Genomic DNA, 15,911 nt, shown 5'->3' on the forward strand with positions numbered 1-15,911 from the left:
CCCCCCCCCAACACACCGCCGGGTGCGCTTGTTTCACCAACCCACCACCTATACCCCCCTCCTTTACAAAAACCCCCCCCCCCCCCCCCGCTTGGGGGGGGGGGGGCCCCCCCCCCCCCCCACCTCTTGTCAGCTCCGGAGACGATGATGTCGCGTATTGGAATCCATTCTTTCGTCTGGTCGGCGGGCTCGGCCAAGGCCGATCTCGAGCGCACGCTGGCCAACACCAGGGAGGCCGGCTTCGACCTCATCGAATTCTCCTATCTCGACCCCGCCAATGTCGACATCGGCGGGCTTGCCAGGCGCATTGCCGATCTTGGCCTCGGCGTGGCGATCAGCATCGGATTGCCTGTCGATGGCGACATTTCGAGCGCCGACAAGGCGATTGCCGCGCGCGGGGTCGAAATCCTCAACGACACCATCGCGCTGACGCGCGATCTCGGCGGCCGCAAGGTCGCCGGCATTCTCTCGACCAGCCACGGATTGCAGGTCGAGGCGCCGACTCGCGATCAATGGCAGCGCAGTGCCGGCACGCTGGCCAAGGTTGCCGAAACAGCCAAGGCGGCCGGCGTCACGCTCAACCTCGAGATCGTCAACCGCTTCGAAAGCAATCTGCTCAACACCGCCGCGCAAGGGCTGGCCTTCATCGAGGACACAGGCTCGGACAACATCTTCCTGCATCTCGACACCTTCCACATGAACATCGAGGAGGCCGATGTCGGGCTGGCCATTCGTCATGCCGCCGATAAGATCGGCTATGTCCATATCGGCGAAAGCCACCGCGGCTTCCTCGGCACCGGCAATATCGATTTCGCCGCGATCTTCGATGCGCTGACCGCGATCGGCTACAGCGACGACCTCAGCTTCGAATCCTTCTCTTCGGAAATCGTCGATGAGAACCTGTCGAAGAAGACCGCGATCTGGCGCAATCTGTGGACGGACAACATGGCGCTGGCCAAGCACGCGCGTGCTTTCATCGGTCTGGGAATAGAGACGGCAAGGCGCAAGGCGGAACTCGTCTCGGCGCGGCACAAACCCTGACCCGCCCGTCGAGGGCCGAAGGACGCGGCGTGCGCCACAGGGCAGGGTTCCGAACTCAGATTAACAACAGGCCTCGAGGCAGCCGGTTTTGGCGGCTTTTGTGCCGCCATTTTTCACGATAGGAATTTTTTCTTGACATGGTGACCTCAGCTATGGTACATTTTTGCCTATGGTGCTGATTTGCGCCAGTGACCCGCCGCACAGGCGGGTTTTTTGTTTGATGCACCGTCAGCCAAGGTGCCGGCCGTATGGCTCCGGCATTGCTCGCGGCAGCTGCATCGGTTATCTGACCGGCCAGGCAAACAACCCACGCAATCCACCAAACGGAGCCCAGCACATGACACGCGAGACAATCCTCAAATTCGGCACCGTCGAACACGCGGACGCCGGCGATCTGGCTGGCTGGATCGTCGTCGAGGGCAAGCCGACCATGCAAACCGCCGTCCAGCACACGACCGAGGACGGCAAGGTGTTGTCGGGCACTTGGCGCGCGACGCCCGGCACCTATCACGCCACCTATACCGACTACGAGTTCGTGCACATGATCGCCGGCCGCATCATCATCACGCCGGACGGCGGCACACCGGTCGAGGTCGGTCCCGGCGATGCCTTCGTGGTGGAAGCCGATTTCAAGGGAACCTGGAAGATCATCGAGCCGGTGACGAAGCATTTTGTCGTCAGGGTTGGCTGAGGCGGGGTGATCCGTCTGGCCCGCCATGGTTCGCCATGGCGGAGCTGATCTCTGCATTCGCCCGGGCCTCGGCCAGGCCACTCCCCGGACTCCGGTCATTGGGTCATGAAGGCGTCTGCGGCGTCATCCACGGTCGGCCTCGACGTGAATGATACGGCACTCGCCAGCCAAGCGATCTCTCATCGGCGCTTACCAGCCAAATATCCTTGATACACCGGATCGATCCCCTAGTTCTTTCGGGGGCGCGGCAATCGCTAGGTTGCCTCGGGGGCAGCGGCGGTTCGGGCCGTTCTGACTGCACGCCGCGGAAAGACGGTTGGACCGACGCATCCATGGAGGTCGTCGTGCGTCAATCGCGTGGATTCAGCTGTGCGTATTTCGTCTTAGCTTGCTCGATCGCCGTAGTTTGCGCAGGAGCTGCAACCGGTGGCCAGCAAGGCGGAGGGCATGGCAACGGCGGCCATGGTTCTGGTGGCCATGGTGGCGGCGGAGGTCATGACGCCGGCGGCAACCACGGCGGCTCGCAGAAAGGGACTGGCGATGACCCCGGCGGCTCCAGTTCGTCGGCGGACGACGGCGAGACCAGCACAAGCGGCACTGCGACAGCCCCGGGGACGGTAGGTCCGGCCACCGCTACTGCTGTTGCGTCCGCAAGGGGCGGACAGTCGCTCGACCTGCCGGCCGCTCTCCAGCCTCCCAGCGACAGCAACACTCAATCAACAGTCAGCCGAACCGAGGCGTTGCCGGGCGTCCCGGATAAAGTCGTTCGGGCCTGCCATGATGCCATCGAGTCGGCCGCCGCTCCGTTTGGCGCGACCAGCGTGCGCGTCAGCAGCGCGGGCTTCGTACATCAGTTGAGTCGGGCGACGATCTCGGCCCCTATCGAGGTCAGCATCGACTATGTGCGGCAAGGCAACGTGGAAACGCGGCAGGCGGCGATCCAATGCGAATTGGACGCGACAGGCAGCGTGATCGGCCTGACATAGCGAACCGCGCAGAACACCTCGCTGATGAAGCAGGGTGAATTCGAGGGGCCATTCATCTTTGGCCGAAATGGCAGCAGGCCTCGGGTGTGTTACCAAGGGTGCGGGGCATCAAAGATGGCCTTCCACGGAAGCGACCGCGCAGTCGGAATCACTGTGGTGTCACGTGTCTTGGCAAGAGCGAGTAAGGAAGTGTGATCGAACGCACCCGGGTCATCCGCGAAGGGTTGCGAACCTTGCCAGTCTTCTTGCTGACAGCCTTCACCTGGCTGGCTGCCGCGCGGCCAGAACGCGGCTTCAGGGGCGGTTCGATCTGCGCGCTGCGGCGCTCAGTCCTGAGCCTGTCGTTGTCCCCGCGCGCCGCAGCCAAGTCGCGGGCAAGAGAAACAATGGCCTCGCGTTGCTCGTCCAGAGCCTCCTGAAGCTTAGCGACACGCAACAAAAGAGCTTGGGCGGCTGCTTCGCGCTCGATGCGGGCTCTGTCGAGATCCTCACGATTCATGACGGCTGTAGTACGTTCCCGTGCCAGAGCCTGTGCCGTCTCGGTTGCGGCCTGCTCGGCACGCTCTTTCGCTGAGACTGCTTTGGCTCGCTCCAGTTCAGCCGCCTGGCGCTCGACGCGAGCTTCTTTCAGCTCCTCAACGGCCGCTGCTGCTGCAGCGCGTTCTCGTGCGAGCGTTCGCTCCGTGTCAGCTGCGGTCCGCTCCACTTGTTGTCTCGCTGTGACCGCGTCGGTCCGTTCCTGCTCAGCCGCGGCCGTACGCTTCATGAGTGCGGCATTGGCCAGTTTCGCTTCGGCGAGATCGCCACGAAGCAGCTCCGCCTTCCGGCGTTCGTCGTCGAGCATGCCGCTCGCCTGCGCCAGTGAAGCCTTGGCCGTGGCGCGATCCTCGGCGGCCTCGGTCTCAAGCTGTTCAATTTGGACGCGCGCTTGCGATAAATCGCGCGCCTGCCTTTGGGCCTGCTCCTGCTCGAGATGAGCAGCGGGCATCTCCTCAAGGACATAGCTGGTGGCCTCGCTCAGCATCGTGCGGGCATCTCCCGCAATGCGCCGCAACGCGTCAAGAGTGCGGGCCGCCGCGAGTTCATTGCGCAACCGCTCCTCGCGCGCGTCATCGGCAGCTGCCATGCTTGCCCTCAGCGTGTGGATCTGCTTGCTCGCCTCGAGGAGCGCTCCCTGCAGAGCGGCGCTCCTGGCACGCTCGCCTTCCGCCGCCCGGTGCTCCTGGTCGGCCAATTGTCTCGCAGCGGCAGCCTGAGCACGATTCGTGCCGGCTTGCGCCTGGTTAGCCGTGAGATCCGGGCCAAACAATTCGGCACTCGCCTGAGGTCCCAACGGGCGCGAAAGGTCTCGATGGGCTTGGTCTTGGGTTTGCGAGATGGCGGAAGCGCTTTCGACCCAGATTTGTCTCGTCATCGCATAGCCAATCGGCGCGGCCAGACAAATGGCGGCGAGACCCAAGCGCGATACAAGAACGATCGGCCTGCGAATGACAGGGTTTGAGGCAGGCGCCATGGCCGGGTCGGGATCTCCCATCTGCGCTGTGAAATTCAAACCGCGATCCGCAGCATAGGCCAACGGAGCAATTTTTGGCGGTGAAGCTCTATGGCGCAATTGGTCCCATGCCGACCCGCAAATCCGCTTCCCACGTTCCGCGATCGCGCTGATGGATGCTGCAGGCCGGCCAGACTGCACACTGTTCGGTGCAGGAGCACCGGTCACTAACGAGCTCCCGCTGGGTTCGGATGTCGCGGCGAAATGCTCGATTCGCACTCCGAACCGAGAGTAGTTGGTATTTTGAGCCCGAACATCCAGGCCGACCGCATGCAAGGGGTTGGCAGCCTTGGAAGAAGCAGGTCCGGCGACAAGTCCGGCCGGGCTTTCCCATTCCCAAGAAGCCTCGTCGGCGATACCGGATCTGCCTTCGTCAAACGCTGCAAGGCGGCGCCGTCGCACCGCGGCAAGGATACGCCGGAGCACAAGATAGACGCCCACCGATGCAAGCGTCACCACTGCGATCAGAATGGCCAAATTTACGTCGTTTGCATACATTTCGGCAAGATAATTTGGCATTGCCGTGCCCGTGCGTTCTGGGGTGTATCGTCAAGTTCGTAAAGCGATGTCTGGTCATCCGCCTTGGTATTGGCCAGGCTTACCGCCCTCGAAACGTCGCTTTCTTCGGGATCCTTCTGGTACTTGCGAATTGTTGCGGATGGCGGGGCGCCGGTCGCGCGCTGATAGATCGCCGCAGTTGATATTCCTTGGCGGGCAATGGTCGACCAAGGACACATGCGGGGCCCTGAGACGCCGATTTGCGCCTCTGCATATCAACCTCGCGAGAGTTCGCCGGTGCGGACAATTCGCCACTTCCCGGCTCTTGACTGTCCATCATGAACTTTAAGCTAGGTCACAGCGCACCACGGTCAACCATCACCTCGCAATGATCCTGCCGGCAGCCTTCGGCCAGACAAAAGGGCCATTGTAGTGCCCGCTCTTCGGAGCGAAGCTGGATCGTTCCTTGTTCGGCGATGCATTCCCGCCGAGATTAGAATTCGTTGCACTGTTTCGCGAAAAGTACGACGTCAGTTGCTAAGCTGGTGAAAAGCGTGGTGATCCCGACAGGAATCGAACCTGTGACCTACAGATTAGGAATCTGCCGCTCTATCCTACTGAGCTACGGGACCACGCGGCCAGACACATAGCCGCTTCGGATCGTTTCGCCAAGAGGCCGGCCGAAGGCAATTCGGCCGACTTTGCGCTGCCGCCGTCAGGCGGCCAGCGCGGTTTCCGCCAGTTTCACCCAGTAGCTCATGCCGTGCGGGATGACCTCGTCGTTGAAATCGTAGGCAGGGTTGTGGAGACCGGCGGTGTCGCCATTGCCGATGAAGATGAAGGCGCCGGGGCGGGCTTCGAGCATGTAGGAGAAATCCTCGCCGCCCATCACCGGCTGGATGCCGCGGTGGACATGGGCGTCGCCGGCGACACTCATCGCGACATCACCGGCAAACACCGTCTCTTCCGCGTGGTTGAAGGTCACGGGGTAATTTGCCTGATAGTCGACCTCGATCTTTGCCCCGAATGCGGTCGCCAGCCCGTCGCATATGCTGCGGATGCGCTCTTCGGACTTCTTGGCGATCTCCTTGCGCAAGGTGCGCACGGTGCCGGCGATTTCAGCGGTTTCGGGGATGATGTTGTAGGCGTCACCGGCGTGGAACTTGGTCACCGACACCACCACGGCCTCGACCGGATCGGTGCTGCGCGAGGCGATCGTCTGCAAGGCGCCGACCAACTGGCTGGTGATGACGATCGGGTCGATCGTGCCGTGCGGCATCGCCGCGTGGCCGCCCTTGCCGCGCACGGTGATGGTGAACTCGGCGGTCGCCGCCATGATCGGGCCCGGGCGGATGGCGAACTGCCCGACGGGCAGGCCCGGCATGTTGTGCATGCCGAACACCCTGGAGATGTCGAAACGCTCCATCATGCCGTCCTTGACCATCTCGTTGCCGCCGCCGCCGCCCTCTTCGGCCGGCTGGAAGATCACCGCCACGGAACCGGTGAAGTTGCGCGTCTCGGCGAGGTATTTGGCCGCGCCCAGCAGCATCGCCGTGTGGCCGTCATGGCCGCAGGCGTGCATCTTGCCGGGGATGGTCGAGGCGTAGGACTTGCCTGTGATCTCGTTGAGCGGCAGCGCGTCCATATCGGCGCGCAGGCCGATGGTGGGGCCTTCGCCCTGCCGGCCGCGGATGATGCCGACGACGCCGGTCTTGCCGAGGCCGGTGACCACATCGTCGCAGCCGAAAGCCTTCAGCTTCTCGGTGACGAAGGCGGCGGTCTTGAAGACGTCGAAGTTCAGTTCTGGCGTCTGGTGCAGATGCTGGCGCCAGCCGGCAACTTCGTCCTGCATTTCGGCGGCACGGTTCAGGATTGGCATGATGGTTCCATCTCGCTGTTGGGACAGGCGGGTGTCGTCCGCTGCCTTGCAATTGTGATCGCCAGGCACTTTGCCATCTTGGCGTCACATAGGGTAAATAGCACCGCAACGATGCGGTCCGGTTTTTGAGGGTCGGACCAATCATGCTGGCGATCGCGTAACGAAATCTTACGGAGCCAGGGGCGACTACGGCAAGAGGCGATTTCGGATTTGATCATGCGGTACAGGCATTTCCTCAAACTATTCTCGGTTGGCACAATCGCGCTGTCGGTCGTGGCCGGGCCGGCGCTGGCCAATCCGGTGGTCGTGTTCGATCTCGGCAGCGGCAAGATCCTGCAGCATCAGGACGCGTTCAAGCGCTGGTATCCGGCATCGCTGAGCAAGCTGATGACCGCTTATGTCACCTTTCGGGCGATCGCCGCCGGCGAGGTTCAGCTTGATTCGCCGATCAAGGTGACCAAACACTCCGCCGCCGAGCCGCCAAGCAAGATGGGCTTCAAGCCGGGCTCGGTGATGCGGCTCGACAACGCGCTGAAGATGATGCTGGTCAAATCGGCCAACGACATCGCCATGGCGGTGGGCGAAAATGTCGGCGGTTCGCAGGCGGCCTTTGCCGACCGGATGAACGCCGAAGCGACCCGGCTCGGCATGAACGGCACGCATTTCGTCAATCCGAACGGGCTCTATTCGCCGGATCAGTACACGACGGCGCGCGACCTCGCCGTGCTGGTGATGGCGATCCGCCGCGAATTTCCGCAATATGCGCCGTGGTTCTCGATCGAGGGCCTTGCCGTCGGCAAGAAGGCTATTCCCAACTACAATCTCTTGATTGGCCGTTATCCCGGCGCCGATGGCATGAAGACCGGCTTTGTCTGCCCTTCCGGCTTCAACATGATCGGTTCGGCGACCCGCAACGGGCGCACGCTGGTCGCGGTGGTGCTTGGCGAGAAGTCGGCGGTCACACGTGCGGAGACGGCGGCAAAACTGCTCGATCAGGGTTTTGACGCGCCTGCCGCCGGCTCGGCCACCGTCACCACGCTGGCGCCTTATGGCGACACTGTCTCGCCCAACAACATGCAGGACGAGGTCTGCAAGAAGAAGACGCCGCAGGAGCAGTCGGAGGCGCCGCCGGTCGTCGCCAAGGACGTGCCGAAATCGCCCTATCAGGAAAAGCTCGACCATGTGCCGACGCTGGTTGCCGTCGGCCTTGGCGGCGCCACCGGTCCGGCGCCGAAGGCCATCCTCGACCGGGGCGGTCAGGAATATGCCGATGTGCCGATCCCGAGCTGGCGGCCCGACAGGCCGGCACCGGCCGGCGCAGGCCCGAAGATTGCCGGCTCCGCCGCACAGGGCGACCAGCCGGCCAAGGTTGCGAACTAGCCAATGGGCAGCGGCTTCCCGATCCCCGTCTCGGTGCTGACCGGCTTCCTCGGCGCCGGCAAGACGACGCTGCTCAACCGGCTGCTCAAGGATCCGGCGCTGGCCGACACGGCGGTGATCATCAACGAGTTCGGCGAGGTGGCGATCGACCATTTGCTGGTCGAGCAGTCTTCCGACGGCATCATCCAGCTTTCGGACGGCTGCCTGTGCTGCACGGTGCGCGGCGAACTGGTCGATACGCTGGCCGACCTGGTCGACCGGCTGCAGACCGGCCGCATCGCCCGGCTTGCCCGCGTCATCGTCGAGACCACCGGCCTTGCCGACCCGGCGCCGGTGCTGCAGTCGATCATGGCGCATCCGGCGCTGATCCAGGCCTTCCGGCTCGACGGCGTTATCACTTTGGTCGATGCCGTCAACGGCAACGCCACGCTCGACGCCCATGTCGAGGCGGTCAAGCAGGCTGCCGTCGCCGATCGCATCGTGCTCAGCAAAGCCGATCTGGTCGCCGATCCCAATGAGTTGGAAATGCTTCGGGCGCGCCTGCGGCAGATCAATCCGGGCGCCGAACTGCTCGATGCCGGTGACACGGGGACAGGCGTGGCGGCGCTGTTTGATTGCGGCCTCTACAACCCGGCAACCAAATCCGCCGATGTGCGGCGCTGGCTGGGCGAGGAAGCCGCTCATGATCATCACCATCATGATCACCATGATGGGCATGATCACGAACATGGCCATGACCACGGTCATCGCCACGATTCGCGGGTGCGTTCCTATTCGCTGGTGCATGACGGCCCGGTGCCGTTTTCGGCGATCGAGATGTTCCTCGACCTGCTGCGCTCGACACATGGCGAGCGCCTGCTGCGCATGAAGGGCGTCATCGAGCTCAGGGAAGACCCGTCGCGGCCTTTGGTGATCCATGGCGTGCAGAAGATCCTGCATCCGCCGGTGCAATTGCCGTCCTGGCCGGATGGCCAGCGCGGCACGCGGCTGGTGCTGATCACGCTCGATATGCCCGAAGATTATATCCGCAGGCTGTTCGCCGCCTTCACCAACCGGCCGTCGATCGACACGCCCGATCGCGCCGCGCTGGAAAACAACCCGCTGGCGATTGCCGGGCGGTAGCTCCCACGATTACGGCGCGCCGCGCTCGACCAGGAAGCGATGGCCGCCGGAGACCGCCGCCGTTTCAATCAACTGGTGGCCGCTCTCCGAACAGAATGCCGGAATGTCGATGACGGCCAGCGGGTCGGTGGTCTCCAGCCAGAGCCGGCTGCCCGGTTGCATCCCCGCCAGGCGCTTCTTGGCCTTGAGCACGGGCAAGGGGCAGTTCAGCCCCTTGAGGTCATAAATAGCGGCGCGATCATCCACGGGCGAAATCAACCGCCGAACATGCCGAGCAGCTTGTTCTTCAGCTTCGTCACGCGGCTCTCGTCGGCACTCGCCGCTTGCGTCTCAGCCATCGGTGCCGCTTCCGAAGGGGCCGCGATGGTCGCGGTGGCGACAGGGGCTTCCTTGGCAGCCTTTTCGGCCTCCTTTTCGGCCAGAGCCTGGGCCTTGGCGGCTTCCTTGGCTTGCTTGGCCGCCTCTATGGCAGCGAGCCTCTGCTCCTCGGCCTTCTGCTTGGCCGCCTTTTCGGCATCGAGGGCCGCCATCTTGCGGCCAGCGGGCGAATCGATGCGGCCCATGCGTGCCGTCTCGGTGACCGAGCCGTCATTGTTGAGCGACGGCGGATCGATCGGCACGCGTTCGCCGCGTGCGCGGCGCTTGGACCAGTCGGAGACGATGCTGGCTTCCTTGATGCCGGCGATGGTCGGCTTGGGCGCCGGCACGCTGGCCTTGACCGCGCCGCTGAACGCAGCGTCGTAGGTGCTCATGTAGGAATTGTAGGCGCTCTTCAGCGAATCAGGTTGCGTGGTCGCCGGGCAGGCGCCGGTCGGATCGAATGTCTGACCGTCGGCGGCAACCTGGTTGAAGACATAACGCTTCTCGCAGACATCGACCTTCGGCGGCACCTTGGTGATCTCGAAATTGTCGTAGCCGACCTTCAGCATCTTCCAGAAGTCGTAATTGGGGTCGTTGCGGTAGCGCGCCATGTTGGCGGCGGTCATGCGGAACGGAAACGCCTGGATCTGGAACTCGGTCTGGCCGCCCTGGAATGCGTCGCGGCCGAAGGCATAGATCTGCTCGATCTGCGCATCGGTCATCGAATAGCAGCCCGACGACGAGCAGGCGCCGTGCACCATCAAATTGGAGCCGGTACGGCCATTGGCGCGGTCATAGGCGTTGGGATAGCCGATGTTGAAGGACAAATGGTAGTTCGAGCGCGGATTCATCTGCGCCGGGCGCACCGTGTAGAAGCCTTCCGGCGCCTGGCGGTCGCCTTCGGTGTATTTCGGCCCGAGCTTGCCCGACCATTTGCAGATGTCGTAGCTGGCGACCATGTCGTAGCGGCCGTTGGTCTTGGCCTTCCAGATCTCGAGCTTGCCTTCTTCCTTGAAGATGCGGGCCATCACCGACGAGGTGCGGACCATGCCCTTGGCTCTCATGTCGGCGAGGATCTTGTCGGGCAGCGGCTTGTTGGCCTCCGGGGCAAAATCCTTCATCGACGAATTGTTGCAGCCGGCAACGCCGAGGGCGGCTATCAGGATTCCGGTGCGGGCAAGCTTGACAAACATGGCTACGGATATCGTCTTTTCTCTGGCGCCAGGACGCTTCCTGCCCCGGCTGCTACACTGCGCATCGACGGACCCTAAGCCCGTTAACCCTAATAAATTCCTTACCGCAAGTGCCGACGCATCCCCCTGCGGCAGTCTCATTGAGCCGAATGCAGCGGCATTTTTGTGGCAAAAATGCTCCGCCCCGCCACATTGTTGCGGCCAAGGCTGCCTGTGGTCAGAGACTGCGGCCCATGGCCAGGTATTTTTCGCGGCGCTGCTCGCGGAAATCGGTGTTGGCGCCGGCAAAATCCTTCATCGTCCTGGCGATGAGGTCTCCGGTCGCGGCGATCACCGTTTCGGCGCCGCGATGCGCACCGCCGAGCGGCTCTGGGATGATGGCGTCGATGATCTTTAATTCAAAAAGATCCTGCGCGGTGATCTTCATGTTGGTCGCCGCGTCCTTCGATCGCGTTGTGTCGCGCCACAGGATCGAGGCGGCCCCTTCCGGCGAAATCACCGAATAGATGGCGTGTTCGAGCATGTAGACGCGGTTGGCGGTGGCGATGGCAATGGCGCCGCCCGAACCGCCTTCGCCGATGACCACCGAGATCGACGGCACTTTCAGGCCGAGACAGGTCGAGGTTGAACGGGCGATAGCCTCCGCCTGGCCGCGCTCCTCGGCGTTGACACCGGGATAGGCGCCGGCCGTGTCGACCAGCGTCAGCAGCGGGATCTTGAAGCGGTCGGCCAGTTCCATCAGCCGTACCGCCTTGCGGTAGCCCTCCGGGCGAACCGATCCGAAATTGTGTTTCAGGCGGCTGGCTGTGTCGGAACCTTTTTCCTGGCCGATGATGGCAATGGGTTCGCCGCGGAAACGGGCGAAACCGCCGACGATCGCCTGGTCCTCACCGAAATTGCGGTCGCCGGCCAGCGGCGTGAAATCGGTGAGCAGGCCCTTGATATAGTCGACGCAATGCGGCCTGTCGGGATGGCGAGCCACCTGCACCTTCTGCCACGGCGTCAGCGCCTTGTAGGCGTCGCGCAGCGCGTCGCGGGAGCGCTTCTCGAGACGGCTGATCTCGTCGCCGACATCGACCGCCTCGCCATTCTCGGCAAGCTTCTTCAGCTCGAGGATCTTGCCCTCGAGGTCCTGCACCGGCTTTTCGAAATCGAGGTAATTATACATGCGTGAGCGGACCGATACGTCGGAAGGCAGTGGCTGACGGAACCCTTGAATCCAAGGCTCCGGGCGGTGAAATGTCGTCCTCACATAGCGATATGAGGCCTAGTCGGCAAGCGGATGATGATCGTTGACCAGCCGCACCAGCCGCTCTTCCAGCACATGGGTGTAAATCTGTGTCGTCGATATGTCGGCATGGCCAAGCAATTGCTGCACGGCCCGGAGATCGGCGCCGTTCTGCAGGAGATGGCTGGCGAAAGCATGGCGCAGCACGTGCGGCGAGATCTTCGCCGAGGCGATGCCGGCCCTTGCCGCCAGCCCCTTCAGGTCACGCGCAAAGACCTGGCGCGAGAGATAGCCGCTGTCGGAGGCGGCCGGAAACAGGAACGGACTGTCGGCAAAGGCTGGCACCCTGGCGCGGGCGGCGAGCCAGGTCTTCATCGCCGCGCGTGCCTTGGCCGAGAGCGGCACCATGCGCTCCTTGTCGCCCTTGCCGCGCACCATGAAGAAACGGTCGTCGCGCTGCGCCACCGTCACCGGCAGGCCGACCAGCTCGGAAACGCGCAGGCCGGTGGCGTAAAGCACCTCGACCAGCGCATGCAGGCGCAGTGACGCCAGACTGTCCCCATCGCCCGACGAGGCATCGCCGGCCTCAAGCGCCGCTCGGTCGATCAGCCGGCCGGTGTCGGCCTCGCTCATCGTCTTGGGCAGCGGGCGGCCCTTTCTCGGGCTGTCCAGCGTGCCGGTCGGGTCATCGCCCCGCAGGCCTTCGGCGTAGAGGAATTTGAAGAACTGGCGGATCGCCGACAGTTTGCGCGCCTGCGACGTGGCTGCAAAGCCGCGGGCGGCAATGTCGTCGAGATAGGCGCGGATATCGGCGGCGGCGGCACCAGCCAGCCCGCCATCGATCGCGCCAGAAGCGTCCTCGAGGTCGCGGCGGTAGGAGGAAAGCGTATTTTCGGCCGCGCCCCGCTCGGCGCTCATCATTTCCAGAAAGGCTTCGATGCGGGCGGCGCTGTTCATTCAACTTTTCTTCGGGTTCAGCTTTTCTTGGGGTTCAGCTTTTCCGGAGGGATGCGCACGCTCATTTCGCCCTTTCTGGGCTCCACGAACATCACGAGGGCGAACATCGCACCATAGGCAATACCTGCCAGAATCGCTGTTACCACGACAAAGCGAAACAGTGTCGGCATCAATTTTCGCCCGTCTTCTTGTTCTGCGTTTCCAAACCCTGTCCCCTTATGGGACGCCAATCCGGCCAATTCAAGGAAGAAGCGGAGGCCTGTTAGCAACTTCTGATGCAGACCCTGCTGGTCCATATCGGGTTCAAGGCGCTTGCCACGCTTGACGCAAACGGGCTTTTCATGTCGATACGCCGGCAAAGAGGGCCTTCGAAACATCCGATGAACGCGCTGCCAGCAAATCCTCCAGACGAGACCCACGCCGCGTTGCTTGGCCGGCTGGGCAGCCGTTCCGTCGTCTTCGTCGGATTGATGGGTGCCGGCAAGACGGCGATCGGCCGCAAGGTGGCGACGATGCTGGCTCTGCCCTTCATCGACAGCGACCAGGAGATCGAAAGCGTCTCGCGCATGACCGTTCCGGAGCTGTTCGAGCGCTATGGCGAGACCGAATTCCGGGCGCTGGAGCAGCGCGTCATCCTGCGCGTGCTGGAAAACGGCCCGCAGGTGCTGTCGACCGGCGGCGGCGCCTTCATGAATGCGCAGACGCGCGAGGCGATTGCAGCGCAGGGCGTGTCGGTATGGCTGAAGGCCGAGCTCGATCTTCTGATGGACCGCGTCTCCAAGAAACAGAACCGGCCATTGTTGAAAAGTGCCGATCCGCGCGCCGTGCTGGAGCGGCTGATGGGCGAGCGCTATCCGGTCTACGCGACATCTGATGTCACCGTGCCGACCCGCGACGACCGCAAGGAAGTCATCGCGACCGAGGTGGTGGACGCGCTGTGCCGGCATTTCGGCATCGATGAGACGACGGCGACGGGCGAGGTGGAACAGTGAGCATCGAGGCACCCGTTGTCGTCGAAGTCGGCCTTGGCGACCGGACCTACGATATCCTGATAGGTTCGGGGTTGTTGGCCCGCGCGGGTGCCGAGATATCGGGCCGCCTGCCGGGTACACGCGCCGCGGTCGTCACCGACGCCAATGTCGCGGCAGCGCATCTCGCTGCCCTTCAGGCCAGCCTCGAAACGGGCGGCATCCAGACCGCCGTGATCACGTTGCCGCCCGGCGAGAAGACCAAGAGTTTTGCTCATCTCGAAGAGGTGGTCGACGGTGTGCTGGCTGCGAAACTGGAACGCGGCGACATCGTCATCGCCTTCGGCGGCGGCGTTATTGGCGACCTTGCGGGCTTTGCCGCGGGCATCGTGCGGCGCGGCATGAATTTCGTGCAGATCCCGACCTCGCTGCTGGCGCAGGTCGATTCCTCGGTCGGCGGCAAGACCGGCATCAACAGCCCACGCGGCAAGAACCTCGTCGGCGTCTTCCATCAGCCGAAACTGGTGTTGGCCGACACAGGGGTGCTCGACACGCTGCCTATCCGCGAATTCCGCGCCGGCTATGCCGAACTCGCCAAATACGGGCTCATCGACCGGCCGGAGTTTTTCGCCTGGCTGGAAAAGAATTGGGTTCAGGTTTTCGCCGGCGGGCCGGAGAGGGCGCAGGCGATTGCCGAAGCCTGCCGCGCCAAGGCCGAAATGGTTGCGCGCGACGAGTTCGAGACCGGCGACCGCGCGCTGCTCAATCTCGGCCACACATTCGGCCACGCGCTGGAAGCCGCCACCCGGTATGACGGAGCCCGCCTCGTCCATGGCGAAGGGGTCGCCATCGGCATGGCGCTGGCCTACCGGTTCTCGTCGCGGCTCAATCTGGCAAGCCCTGACGATGCCGCGCGCGTCGAGGCGCATCTGCGCGCCGTCGGCCTGCCTTGGCGGATAGCCGACATCCCGGGCGATCTGCCTGACGCCGAGGCGCTGCTGGCCTTCATCACCCAGGACAAGAAGGTGTCGCGCGGCGCGCTGACCTTCATCCTGACGCGCGGCGTCGGCCAGGCCTTCATCGCCAAGGACGTGCCGGCCTCGGAAGTGCTGACGTTCCTCAGGGAGAACCACCCCAGGGAAAGCGACCGGAGATGAACGAGCCCGGCTGGATCGTCGTTGCCGTCCTTGCCATCCTCATCGTGCTGCTCGTTGCCGTGCGCACGCGCCTGCTTGCCATGTTCGGCTACGAGCTTTCACGCATCGAGCCGCAGCGTTCCAGCCAGGACGAATTGCGCGGCGCGGTCGACGATTTCCGCCGCGACGGCCAGGTGGTGCGCGAGGATCGCGACCGCGTCGGCGGCCTGTTCGATCTCGCCGAACTCGAAGTCTCCGACATCATGGTCCACCGCACCAACATGCGCTCGGTCAATGCCGACAATGCGCCGGAAGCGGTGGTGCGCGAGATCTTGCAAAGCCCGCACACCCGCATGCCGCTGTGGAAAGGCTCGCTCGACAACATCGTCGGCGTGCTGCATGCAAAGGATCTGCTGCGCGCCTTGAACGAAGTCGGCAACGACTTCTCCAGGATCGATGTGATGAAGATCGCCTCGAAGCCCTGGTTCGTGCCCGACACCACGACCTTGCAGGAACAGCTCAACGCCTTCCTTCGCCGCAAGGCGCATTTCGCCGTCGTCGTCGACGAGTATGGCGAGGTCGAAGGGCTGGTGACGCTGGAGGACATTATCGAGGAGATCGTCGGCGAGATCGCCGACGAGCATGATGTCGACATACAGGGCGTCAAGCAGGAGGCCGACGGCTCCGTGGTCGTCGACGGTACGGTGCCGATCCGTGACCTCAACCGGGCTCTCGACTGGAACCTGCCGGACGAGGAGGCCACCACCATTGCCGGCCTCGTTATCCACGAGACGCAATCGATCCCCGAGGAGAAACAGGCTTTTACGTTCCACGGCAAGCGCTTTATCGTCATGAAACGCGACAAGAACCGGATCGCAAGGCTGAGGATCAGGCCAGCCGGCGACACCTGATACGCGCAG

The 15,911-nt window shown here is 63.5% G+C and carries 15 protein-coding genes and 1 tRNA gene; 8 read left to right on the top strand and 8 right to left on the bottom strand.

The window, feature by feature from the left end:
* The first annotated feature begins 147 nt into the window (after window positions 1-147).
* The 3 genes from AC0L3E_RS27710 to AC0L3E_RS27720 all read left to right on the top strand — a co-directional run bounded on the left by AC0L3E_RS27710 (window position 148) and on the right by AC0L3E_RS27720 (window position 2,718).
* Window positions 148-1,041 carry a sugar phosphate isomerase/epimerase family protein gene (locus AC0L3E_RS27710; RefSeq protein ID WP_127320948.1) on the top strand — a complete coding sequence of 298 codons (894 nt, stop codon included), beginning with the start codon at window positions 148-150 and terminating at the stop codon, window positions 1,039-1,041.
* A gap of 337 nt (window positions 1,042-1,378) precedes the next feature.
* Window positions 1,379-1,732 (top strand): cupin domain-containing protein, encoded by a 354-nt coding sequence (locus AC0L3E_RS27715; protein ID WP_127266678.1) that lies wholly within the window; start codon window positions 1,379-1,381, stop codon window positions 1,730-1,732.
* A gap of 332 nt (window positions 1,733-2,064) precedes the next feature.
* Complete coding sequence (locus AC0L3E_RS27720) at window positions 2,065-2,718, top strand: hypothetical protein (RefSeq protein WP_292566109.1); 654 nt, start codon at window positions 2,065-2,067, stop codon at window positions 2,716-2,718.
* A gap of 148 nt (window positions 2,719-2,866) precedes the next feature.
* Here the strand turns inward: AC0L3E_RS27720 and AC0L3E_RS27725 are convergent, their stop codons facing one another.
* From AC0L3E_RS27725 to AC0L3E_RS27735, 3 genes are all read right to left on the bottom strand, one after another.
* Window positions 2,867-4,747: a hypothetical protein gene (locus AC0L3E_RS27725; protein WP_473606090.1), complete on the bottom strand. Its 1,881-nt coding sequence runs from the start codon at window positions 4,745-4,747 to the stop codon at window positions 2,867-2,869.
* 576 nt (window positions 4,748-5,323) lie between these two features.
* Window positions 5,324-5,400 (bottom strand) — tRNA-Arg (locus AC0L3E_RS27730).
* Window positions 5,401-5,483: 83 nt separating this feature from the next.
* Window positions 5,484-6,647 (bottom strand): M20 aminoacylase family protein, encoded by a 1,164-nt coding sequence (locus AC0L3E_RS27735; protein WP_127329985.1) that lies wholly within the window; start codon window positions 6,645-6,647, stop codon window positions 5,484-5,486.
* 216 nt (window positions 6,648-6,863) lie between these two features.
* On the opposite strand from AC0L3E_RS27735, the gene AC0L3E_RS27740 reads away from it, so the two are divergent.
* Together AC0L3E_RS27740 and AC0L3E_RS27745 are read left to right on the top strand one after the other, a co-directional pair.
* A complete protein-coding gene (locus AC0L3E_RS27740; RefSeq protein WP_473606091.1) occupies window positions 6,864-8,027 on the top strand; it encodes a D-alanyl-D-alanine carboxypeptidase family protein in 1,164 nt (387 codons plus the stop codon).
* 3 nt (window positions 8,028-8,030) lie between these two features.
* Window positions 8,031-9,149: a CobW family GTP-binding protein gene (locus AC0L3E_RS27745; RefSeq protein WP_473606092.1), complete on the top strand. Its 1,119-nt coding sequence runs from the start codon at window positions 8,031-8,033 to the stop codon at window positions 9,147-9,149.
* Window positions 9,150-9,158: 9 nt separating this feature from the next.
* Here AC0L3E_RS27745 and AC0L3E_RS27750 read toward each other — a convergent pair whose 3' ends face one another.
* From AC0L3E_RS27750 to AC0L3E_RS27770, 5 genes are all read right to left on the bottom strand, one after another.
* Window positions 9,159-9,395, bottom strand: coding sequence for a sulfurtransferase TusA family protein (locus AC0L3E_RS27750; RefSeq protein WP_164761850.1), 237 nt, complete (start codon window positions 9,393-9,395; stop codon window positions 9,159-9,161).
* An 8-nt stretch (window positions 9,396-9,403) separates the two neighbouring features.
* Window positions 9,404-10,702, bottom strand: coding sequence for a L,D-transpeptidase family protein (locus tag AC0L3E_RS27755; RefSeq protein WP_013529353.1), 1,299 nt, complete (start codon window positions 10,700-10,702; stop codon window positions 9,404-9,406).
* A gap of 217 nt (window positions 10,703-10,919) precedes the next feature.
* Window positions 10,920-11,870: an acetyl-CoA carboxylase carboxyltransferase subunit alpha gene (locus AC0L3E_RS27760; protein ID WP_127380033.1), complete on the bottom strand. Its 951-nt coding sequence runs from the start codon at window positions 11,868-11,870 to the stop codon at window positions 10,920-10,922.
* A 99-nt stretch (window positions 11,871-11,969) separates the two neighbouring features.
* Window positions 11,970-12,887 carry a site-specific tyrosine recombinase XerD gene (locus tag AC0L3E_RS27765; protein ID WP_292455596.1) on the bottom strand — a complete coding sequence of 306 codons (918 nt, stop codon included), beginning with the start codon at window positions 12,885-12,887 and terminating at the stop codon, window positions 11,970-11,972.
* A 17-nt stretch (window positions 12,888-12,904) separates the two neighbouring features.
* Window positions 12,905-13,057, bottom strand: coding sequence for a histidine kinase (locus AC0L3E_RS27770; protein ID WP_292334607.1), 153 nt, complete (start codon window positions 13,055-13,057; stop codon window positions 12,905-12,907).
* Window positions 13,058-13,267: 210 nt separating this feature from the next.
* On the opposite strand from AC0L3E_RS27770, the gene AC0L3E_RS27775 reads away from it, so the two are divergent.
* The 3 genes from AC0L3E_RS27775 to AC0L3E_RS27785 are packed head-to-tail and all read left to right on the top strand — an operon-like array spanning window position 13,268 to window position 15,902.
* Entirely contained in the window at window positions 13,268-13,879 is a 612-nt protein-coding gene (locus tag AC0L3E_RS27775) for a shikimate kinase (RefSeq protein ID WP_473606094.1), read from the top strand.
* Window positions 13,876-15,012 (top strand): 3-dehydroquinate synthase, encoded by a 1,137-nt coding sequence (aroB, locus tag AC0L3E_RS27780; RefSeq protein WP_473606095.1) that lies wholly within the window; start codon window positions 13,876-13,878, stop codon window positions 15,010-15,012. Before AC0L3E_RS27775 ends, aroB begins: the two co-directional genes overlap by 4 nt.
* A complete protein-coding gene (locus AC0L3E_RS27785; RefSeq protein WP_292334279.1) occupies window positions 15,009-15,902 on the top strand; it encodes an HlyC/CorC family transporter in 894 nt (297 codons plus the stop codon). Before aroB ends, AC0L3E_RS27785 begins: the two co-directional genes overlap by 4 nt.
* Window positions 15,903-15,911: the final 9 nt, after the last annotated feature.

It is taken from the genome of Mesorhizobium sp. WSM4822, from assembly GCF_055811155.1.